The sequence below is a fragment of the Phyllobacterium sp. genome (assembly GCF_037994405.1).
GTDB lineage: Bacteria > Pseudomonadota > Alphaproteobacteria > Rhizobiales > Rhizobiaceae > Phyllobacterium.
In genome coordinates this window covers 1-8,413 of sequence record NZ_JBBNAN010000085.1, presented here as the reverse complement: position 1 = coordinate 8,413, position 8,413 = coordinate 1, and the positions used below count along the sequence as shown (strand labels likewise).

The 8,413-nt window shown below is 56.2% G+C and carries 10 protein-coding genes; 8 read left to right on the top strand and 2 right to left on the bottom strand.

Translation table 11 applies throughout. From position 1 onward, the window contains the following. Window positions 1-470: IclR family transcriptional regulator C-terminal domain-containing protein (locus AAAC48_RS05080; protein ID WP_340653132.1), on the top strand; the 470-nt coding region annotated here is incomplete at its 5' end. A gap of 2 nt (window positions 471-472) precedes the next feature. On the opposite strand, the gene AAAC48_RS05075 is transcribed toward AAAC48_RS05080, so the two are convergent. Beyond that, complete coding sequence (locus AAAC48_RS05075; RefSeq protein ID WP_340653131.1) at window positions 473-1,366, bottom strand: helix-turn-helix domain-containing protein; 894 nt, start codon at window positions 1,364-1,366, stop codon at window positions 473-475. A gap of 111 nt (window positions 1,367-1,477) precedes the next feature. Here AAAC48_RS05075 and pobA point away from each other — a divergent pair, with 111 nt between their 5' ends. Next, a complete protein-coding gene (gene pobA, locus AAAC48_RS05070; RefSeq protein WP_340653130.1) occupies window positions 1,478-2,650 on the top strand; it encodes a 4-hydroxybenzoate 3-monooxygenase in 1,173 nt (390 codons plus the stop codon). Between the two features lie 16 nt (window positions 2,651-2,666). On the opposite strand, the gene pcaQ is transcribed toward pobA, so the two are convergent. After that, window positions 2,667-3,593, bottom strand: a complete 927-nt coding sequence (pcaQ, locus tag AAAC48_RS05065; RefSeq protein WP_340653129.1) for a pca operon transcription factor PcaQ — start codon at window positions 3,591-3,593, stop codon at window positions 2,667-2,669. A 101-nt stretch (window positions 3,594-3,694) separates the two neighbouring features. On the opposite strand from pcaQ, the gene pcaD reads away from it, so the two are divergent. The 6 genes from pcaD to AAAC48_RS05035 all read left to right on the top strand — a co-directional run. Then, the gene (pcaD, locus tag AAAC48_RS05060) at window positions 3,695-4,501 is read left to right on the top strand and encodes a 3-oxoadipate enol-lactonase (RefSeq protein WP_340653128.1); all 807 of its coding nucleotides are present in this window, start codon (window positions 3,695-3,697) and stop codon (window positions 4,499-4,501) included. Next, a complete protein-coding gene (gene pcaC, locus AAAC48_RS05055) occupies window positions 4,498-4,902 on the top strand; it encodes a 4-carboxymuconolactone decarboxylase (RefSeq protein ID WP_340653127.1) in 405 nt (134 codons plus the stop codon). The genes pcaD and pcaC overlap by 4 nt, the downstream gene beginning before the upstream one ends. A gap of 12 nt (window positions 4,903-4,914) precedes the next feature. Next, complete coding sequence (pcaH, locus tag AAAC48_RS05050) at window positions 4,915-5,655, top strand: protocatechuate 3,4-dioxygenase subunit beta (RefSeq protein WP_340653126.1); 741 nt, start codon at window positions 4,915-4,917, stop codon at window positions 5,653-5,655. Further along, window positions 5,655-6,269 (top strand): protocatechuate 3,4-dioxygenase subunit alpha, encoded by a 615-nt coding sequence (pcaG, locus tag AAAC48_RS05045; protein ID WP_340653125.1) that lies wholly within the window; start codon window positions 5,655-5,657, stop codon window positions 6,267-6,269. Before pcaH ends, pcaG begins: the two co-directional genes overlap by 1 nt. Window positions 6,270-6,272: 3 nt before the next feature. Then, window positions 6,273-7,346, top strand: coding sequence for a 3-carboxy-cis,cis-muconate cycloisomerase (locus AAAC48_RS05040; RefSeq protein WP_340653124.1), 1,074 nt, complete (start codon window positions 6,273-6,275; stop codon window positions 7,344-7,346). 231 nt (window positions 7,347-7,577) lie between these two features. Next, on the top strand, window positions 7,578-8,413 hold an 836-nt coding region (locus AAAC48_RS05035; RefSeq protein WP_340653123.1), incomplete at its 3' end, for an ABC transporter substrate-binding protein.

Here is an 8,413-nt window from a genome sequence, read left to right as displayed (position 1 = left end):
AGACTGGTGAGAGCGCTTCCGCTTCTGTGCTGGACGGCAATGAGATCGTCTATATCGCTCGCGCCTCGCACAAGCGCGTCATGTCGATCAATCTCAATCCTGGAAGCCGGCTGCCGGCCTATTGTTCGTCCATGGGTCGGGTTTTGCTGGCTTCGATGGCCGAAGATGAAGTGCGACGTATTCTCGAAAACAGTAATCGCCAGGCCAATACACCAAAGACGAAAACCACGCTTGCCGATCTGATGGCCGAACTTCAGCACGTGCGCGAACAGGGATATGCGGTTATCGACCAGGAACTGGAAATCGGGCTCTGCTCAATCGCTGTTCCCGTCCGCAACATGCGCGGTACGACCATTGCTGCGATCAATGTTGGAGCGCAGGCGGCGCGAGTCTCGATCGATGAAATGATCGAACGCTATCTGCCGGTGATGCGTTCGACCCGTGATACGATCACCAACCTGCTGGTTTAGGGCTATTCTGCCAGTTTCTCATACTGTTCGGCACGATATTGGCGTGGCGTTGATCCGGTTTCTTTGGTGAAGAAGCGCGAGAAATAGGCTGGATCATTGAAACCAAGATCGTAGGCAATCTGTTTGATATTGAACGAGGTGAACACCAGATCGCGTTTGGCCTGATCAATGAGCCGACTCGCGATCAGGCTATTGGTGCTTTGCCCGGTTGCCGTTTTGACAATCCGATTGAGGTGCGTTGGAGATACTCCGAGGTGGCTGGCGTAAAACTCTGCCGGACGATGGTCGCGGAAATGGCGGTTCACCAGTGTTCGCAACGCCTTCATTCGGGGATGCTCTTTAACGCCATCGTCTGTCTGATAGTGGTCGGGCGCCGTGAGGCGGGCAGCAATCAGGATTGCGGTTCGCAAATGGGCTTCGACCAGATCACTGTGAAAGGGACCGCCTTGCACCAGTTCCTGACACAGCCTTTCCAGGGTCTGCACAAGAAAGCCGTAATCGCCATCGTCCTGACCGAGTGTAATCAGGCGTGGTCGCGAGATCCAATTGCTCATTTGCGCATCAATGAACGTGCGTCCGAGCGCACCGAAGCGCGAGGCGACCATTGTGATGATCATCCCGTCCATATCCTTTGAGAACCGGAACCCATGCTCGTACTTTGGCGGTACTGCGATCATGACCGGTGGCAGGATTGGATGAATTTCGTCGTTGAAGACCGCATCCCCTGTTCCACCCCGAAGGTACAGAATCTGAAAGAACGCATCATGCCTATGGGACTTGATCTCCCAATTGTGCAGCTGACTGCGTGAGGCAATTGTCTCCCAATGCAGCCAGAAATCGGGCCGCAGAGCATGGTTTTCTCCGTAGAGATCGTAGGTTGGGGCGCTAACGCGCATAGGTTACTCCCGACGAATATGTTCGAAATGTCCTATTTTATGACCGGAAAGTCCATTGCGACCACCACGCTCAAGCATAGGCTTAAGGAAAATTTCGTGTTGGGAGGCACTATGCGCACTCAGGTTGCAATTATTGGATCAGGACCCGCCGGGCTGCTCCTTGGTCAGTTGCTGAGCAAGGCCGGAATCGACAATGTCATCCTCGATCGCGTCAACAAGGAATATATCCTTGGTCGTGTTCGTGCCGGCGTGCTCGAAGAGGGAACGGTTCGCCTGCTCGATGAAGCAGACGCAAGTGAACGGCTGCATGCGGAGGGGCTGCCGCATGGCGGATTCTCGCTGGCGTTCGACGGACGCAACCACCGCATCGATCTCTCCGGTCTGACTGGCGGCAAACAAGTCACCGTTTATGGCCAGACAGAAGTCACGCGTGATCTCATGCAGAAGCGCGAGAGGGTCGGAGCCAAGACCATTTACAATGCGGATAATGTTGCCATCCATGATTTCGGTTCATCCAACCCGTTCGCGACCTATGAAAGCAATGGCAAAACCCATCGCATCGACTGTGAATTCATTGCAGGGTGCGACGGGTTTCATGGCGTCAGCAGGCGGTCAGTGCCTGAGAATGCGATCCGTACGTATGAGCGTGCTTATCCATTCGGATGGCTTGGGGTTCTGGCGGAGGTGCCGCCCGTTGCTGATGAGCTCATATATGCCAACCACCCACGTGGCTTTGCGCTCTGCTCCATGCGATCGATGACCCGAAGCCGATATTATGTGCAGTGCCCGCTGGATGACAAAGTGGAAGCCTGGTCCGACGCGCGTTTCTGGGACGAGTTGCGGAGCCGTCTGCCGAAGGAAGATGCCGAAGCCGTGACAACGGGACCTTCGTTTGAGAAATCGATAGCTCCCCTCCGCTCCTTTGTCGCCGAACCGATCCGTTTTGGCCGCATGTTCCTGGCGGGAGACGCAGCCCATATCGTTCCGCCAACGGGCGCCAAGGGGCTTAATCTGGCAGCGAGCGATGTCCACTATCTGTTTGAAGGCTTGCGCGACTACTATGCCGACCGCTCGATGGCGGGACTTGATGCCTATTCGCAGCGCGCGCTTTTACGGGTGTGGAAGGCAGTCCGTTTCTCCTGGTCGATGACTATGATGATGCACCGGTTTCCCGACACCGGAGCGTTTGGACAGAAGATACAGGAAGCGGAGCTGGATTATCTTGTGCATTCCCGTGCCGCCTCCACAGCACTGGCCGAGAATTACGTTGGGCTGCCATTCTGAAAGGAGAGCGGAGCTCTCAATTTGCCCTGATCGTGTTTGTTGCCGCCTCGCGGATTGTCTGCATCAGGATCATCAGCGGTAGCGATGGCGTCACGTCGGCACGCATTGTCAGGCCAACGGGGCCTTTGGTTTCCGTCGTATCGATGGGGAGCAGCGCAAGCGTTCCGTCCTCGATGTCATTGGCAACGACGCCTGCAGAAATGATCCATACCGCACTTTTGGAGCGCACAAAGGCGCGGCCAAAAGCGTCGGAGACGGTTTCAATCTGCTGCGGGACCTTGGCAACACCATTGGCAATAAGGAACCGGTCGACGAAAGGCCGGATGATCGAGGCACGGGTTGGCATCAATACGGGGAATTGGGCAAGCCGCGTAAAGATGTCCCCGTTGCCCTGCAGGAGAGGATGCCGGGCGCTCACTGCAAATACAACTTGTTCGGAATAAAGATGCTCGAACGAAAACCCCGTCATTTTCTCCGGCGCGGCAAGCCGGCCGACCACTAAATCAAGATCGCCAAGACGCAGCTGTTCAAGAAGGACCGCATTTTCACCGGTCACGATTTTAAGGCGGCTCTGCGTCTTTTCCTGAAGAAACAGGCTAATCGCTTGCGGCATGATGCGGGTCGAAACGGTGGGCAAGGCGCCGATGCGGATCGGTATACCCTCCCCTGACAGCTCATTGGTAACGGAATCGATGCCCTGACGCAACGCGGTGATGGCAGCGCCCGCATAGCGCTGAAACACTTCGCCATAACGCGTAATCCTTATTCCACGTCCATCCCTTTCGAACACGGCGACACCAAGCGCCTCTTCCATTTCACGAATGGTTTTCGTCACAGCCGGTTGGCTGATATGAAGGATGGAAGCAGCCTTCATCACGCTCTTCTGGCGGGCGACTTCGAGAAAGGTTTGAAGGTGGCGGAACTTGATACGGCTGTCGATCATCGATTTTCATAACCCATGGGTTAATGGAACGCGACAAGATATCATTTTACTGAACCAAATGTATAATCCATTGTCATAACGGACAGATTGGGAGGATCTCTGTGCAATTCGCTTCTATCAACGGCGTTACGCTGCACTATCAGTTGATCGGTGCGCCGGAAGGCAAGCCCGTCCTGGTCTTCGCCAATTCGCTTGGTACCGATTTTCGCATCTGGCGCGATGTCATACTTCGTCTCGTTGGCGATTTCGCCATAGTCACCTATGACATGCGCGGACACGGTCTTTCCGACGTCGGTAAAACTCCCTACAGCATCAATGATCACGTTGGCGATCTTGCCGGTCTCCTCGACTATCTTGACGTCAAGCGCGCGGTTATCTGTGGTTTGTCTGTCGGCGGCCTTGTGGCACAGGGTCTTTATGCGACACGGCCGGATCTGGTACGCGCCCTGATCCTTTGCGACACGGCGCACAAGATCGGTACGGCCGAGTCCTGGGCCGCACGCATTGCAGCGGTGGAAAAGGACGGGATCGAGTCCATCGCCGATAATATTTTCAAGCTGTGGTTCACGCCGGCCTTTCACGCGCAGCGCCGCGAAGAACTCGCCGGATACCGCAATATGCTGGTCCGCCAGCCGGTCGACGGCTACACCGGTACCTGTGCTGCATTGAGCGGCGCCGATTTCACGGAAGCCGCCGGGCGTATTGCGGTTCCTACAATCTGCATTGTCGGCGATCAGGACGGCTCAACGCCGCCGGACCTTGTGCTTCAACTCGCCAAGCTCATTCCCCGTTCGCGCTATGAGGTGATCAAGGATGCGGCGCATATCCCCTGTGTCGAGCAGCCGGAGGCGCTTACCGCCGTGATTCGGGCTTTCATCGATGAATTTCAGCTTGGAGGAAAATCATGACCGGTGCGGCCGCCCCGTCTCGCCGCTATGCAGAAGGCATGGAAACACGAAGGATCGTGTTGGGCGATACCCATGTCGATAACGCAGAGATAAACAAAACTGATTTCGATGAGCCGTTTCAGGAACTGATCACGGAAGCGGCATGGGGTCATGTCTGGGCACGGCCGGGCTGGACCAAGCGGCAACGATCGATCGTGACAATCGCATTGCTGGCGGCACTGGGACAGGATGAAGAGCTGATCATGCACATCCGGGCAACGGCCAACACAGGTGCCACGAAGGACGATATTTGCGAGGCACTACTGCACGTTGCCATTTATGCGGGCGTTCCGGCAGCAAATCACGCGATCAAGCTGGCCAAACGGGTCTATAAAGAGCTCGAAGCCGAAAAGGCAGCTTGACGGGAGGCGACAATGGTCAACAGGAAACCGGAAACCGGTGCTTTCTTTCAGCGTGACAGGCAATGGCATCCGCCCGCCTATGCGCCAGACTACAAGACCAGTATTGTCCGTTCGCCGCAGCGAGCGCTGCTGTCATTTGACAATACATTGTCGGAGATCACCGGCCCGGTGTTCGGCCCTTCCATTCTGGGCGAACTCGACAATGATCTCATCCACAATTTCGCCAAGCCCGGGGAAAGCGCCATTGGCCAGCGTATCATCGTGCATGGCCGGGTGATTGACGAGCGAGGCAAGGGCGTCGCCGGTGCGCTTCTTGAGTTCTGGCAGGCCAACGCTGGCGGGCGCTACCGCCACAAGCGCGAAGGATACATTGCCGCTCTCGATCCGAATTTCGGCGGATGCGGACGGACGATCACCGATGAGGACGGCTATTACCGGTTCCGCACCGTCAAACCGGGCGCCTATCCCTGGCCGAACAGCGTGAACGATTGGCGTCCCGCCCATATCCATTTTTCCGTGTTTGGACACGGCTTTGCTCAGCGCCTGATCACCCAGATGTATTTCGAGGGCGATCCGATGATCTGGAACTGCCCGATCGTCAGGTCGATCCCGGACAAGACGGCCATCGAACAGCTTGTCGCCGCTCTCGACATGAACAACACGATCCCGATGGACGCCCGCGCCTATAAGTTCGACATTGTGCTGCGTGGCCGCCGCTCGACACTGTTCGAGAACCGCATGGAGGGCAACTGATGGTCCAGCAATTGGGGTTCCTCAAAGAAACACCTTCACAGACCGCGGGACCTTATGTCCATATCGGTTGCACACCGAATTTCTGTGGTATTACAGGTGTTTACGAAGCCGATCTCGGTATTAGCATGGTCAGTGACAAGACACTCGGCGAGCGGATCACCATTCGCGGCCGTGTCTTTGATGGAACCGGAACGCCCTTGCGCGATGCGTTGCTGGAGGTATGGCAGGCGGACAGCAACGGGCTTTACAACAGCCCGTCGGAGCTTCGGGGCACCGCTGATCCGAATTTCACCGGCTGGGGCCGGTGCCCGACCGACATGGAAACCGGTGAATTTGCCTTCGAAACCGTCAAGCCGGGGCAGGTTCCCTTCAAGGATGGCCGCTTGATGGCCCCGCATATCACGGTCTGGATTGTTGCCCGCGGTATTAATATCGGGCTGCAGACACGGATCTATTTCGACGATGAAAAAGCGGCCAATGACCAGGATCCGATCCTAATGCGCATCGAGCACAAAAATCGTGTCCAGACCCTGATCGCCAAGCGCGACGGCTCGACCTATCTGTTTGATATTCATCTGCAAGGCGATAAGGAGACCATCTTCTTCGATGTGTAAGCAATGAGCATATCTCCTTTCGACCACCCGTATCTGTCGGGGCTGATCGGCGATGAAGAAGCCATACGATGGTTCTCGGTCGAGAATGATATTGCTGCGATGGTGTCGTTCGAATCTGCCTTGGCGGAGGCCGAAGCTGAAGAAGACGTGATCGACAATGCGGCTGCCGAAGCGATTGCAATTGCCTGTAGGACATTCACGCCGGATCTCGCGGCTTTGAGATCAGCGGTTGCCGCTGATGGCGTTGTCGTTCCGGAGCTTATCCGTCAATTGCGCGAGACCATTCCACAGGAATATCGAGCGTCGCTGCATTTTGGAGCGACCAGTCAAGACGTCATCGATACGAGCCTGATGATACGGCTCAGGCCAGTTCTCGCACGCCTCGACAAGGGATTGTCGGATCTCGTGACCAGGCTCGATCACCTGGATAAAGCATTTGGAAACAATGGCTTGATGGGGCGTACCCGTATGCAGGCAGCGATTGCGATCACAGTGCATGATCGCATCGGGGCCTGGCAGGGCCCGTTGCTCCGGCATCGCCAAAAGCTCGACGCACTTCAGCAAAATTTCCCAGTCGTACAGTTCGGCGGCGCTGTGGGAACGCTGGACAAGTTGGGGGAAAAAGGGCCTGCAGTCCGCAAGCGGCTGGTGGCGATCCTTGACCTCAGAAATGCTCCGCAGTGGCAAAATCAGCGGGACATTGTCGTCGAGTTTGCGGATTTTCTGTCCCATATTTCTGGTTGCTTGGGAAAGATCGGTCAGGATATCGCACTTCTTGCGCAAGGCGGCGGCGAGATTGCGCTTAAAGGCGGCGGTCAGTCTTCGGCCATGCCGCACAAGCAGAATCCCGTTCTTGCCGAGCTCCTCGTCTCGCTTGCACGTTACAATGCCACACAGATTTCGGGCATGCATCATGCGCTGGTCCATGAGCAGGAGCGTTCCGGTGCCGCCTGGGCGCTGGAATGGATGATATTGCCGTCGATGGTGACGGCGACGGTGACCGCGATGCGTTCGGCCGCCATGCTGCTCGACTCCGTTGAGGGTCTAGGGGAAGGCGCCAATGCAAATGATGCGTAGGTGCGGTTGTTCAACTCGTCACAACCGAAACACAATCGGAGTCGAGAAAATCGTGCGAGATTCGCCAATTCTTGTACGAGAATCACGTGGTTTTGTGCAAAAGCCGCGTGCTTTTGTTTGAATCTCGTTTCGAAAACGGCAGGTAGCGTTGAAAGCTCGGGACAGGGTGAAAATTCGATCATGATCGCGTGACGCATGATCTGACAACTAAAGTCGATAGAGGGAGGAAACATGAAAAAGCTCATATTGGCGGCAGCCGCATCAATCCTGATGACTGCAAGCGCCTACGCGGATGTGATCAAGGTCGGAGTCATTGGTCCCTTCTCGGGCCCGTTCGCAATTCAGGGCAAGAATTTCAAGGCAGGCATCGATGCCTACCTCGCTACCCATGGCAACAAGGTTGGCGAGAATACGATCGAGATACTCTACCGGGATGTGCCGCAAGCCGACCCCGCCCAGTCGAAGGCGCTGGCGCAGGAACTGGTGGTGAAGGAAGGCGTGCAATATCTGGCCGGTTTCTATTTTACCCCGGATGCCATGGCGGTGACACCGTTGCTGCAGCAGGGCAATGTACCCATGGTCATCATGAATGCTGCAACTTCTGCGATTGTCACGAAGAGCCCACTGGTCGTGCGCACCTCGTTCACGACATGGCAGACATCCTCGCCGATTGCGAAGATTGCGCGCGAACGGGGGGTTGAAAAGGCCATAACCGTGGTCAGCGACTATGGGCCGGGCGTCGATGCCGAAAATGCCTTCAAGTCCACCTTCGAGAAGGAAGGTGGCAAGGTGGTCGAATCCATCCGCATGCCGCTGTCGACCAACGACTTCAGCCCGGTGATGCAAAGGGTTCGCAATTCCGGCGCCCAGGCCGTTTTTGCCTTCCTCCCATCAGGGCCAACCACACTTGGCTTTGTCAAAGCCTATAATGAGAATGGTCTGAAACAGGCTGGCATCCAGTTTCTTGCACCCGGCGACCTGACGCAGGAATCCGACCTTCCGGCCATCGGCGAGGCAGGCCTCGGCATCCTGACCACCTTCCATTATTCGATCGCCCACAATTCTCC

What these genes read in the sequence shown, in the direction of transcription:
- AAAC48_RS05075 (WP_340653131.1), bottom strand. Translation starts at nt 1,366, where the DNA reads ATGCGCGTTAGCGCCCCAACCTACGATCTCTACGGAGAAAACCATGCT.
- pobA (WP_340653130.1), top strand. Translation starts at nt 1,478, where the DNA reads ATGCGCACTCAGGTTGCAATTATTGGATCAGGACCCGCCGGGCTGCTC.
- pcaQ (WP_340653129.1), bottom strand. Translation starts at nt 3,593, where the DNA reads ATGATCGACAGCCGTATCAAGTTCCGCCACCTTCAAACCTTTCTCGAA.
- pcaC (WP_340653127.1), top strand. Translation starts at nt 4,498, where the DNA reads ATGACCGGTGCGGCCGCCCCGTCTCGCCGCTATGCAGAAGGCATGGAA.
- pcaH (WP_340653126.1), top strand. Translation starts at nt 4,915, where the DNA reads ATGGTCAACAGGAAACCGGAAACCGGTGCTTTCTTTCAGCGTGACAGG.
- pcaG (WP_340653125.1), top strand. Translation starts at nt 5,655, where the DNA reads ATGGTCCAGCAATTGGGGTTCCTCAAAGAAACACCTTCACAGACCGCG.
- AAAC48_RS05040 (WP_340653124.1), top strand. Translation starts at nt 6,273, where the DNA reads ATGAGCATATCTCCTTTCGACCACCCGTATCTGTCGGGGCTGATCGGC.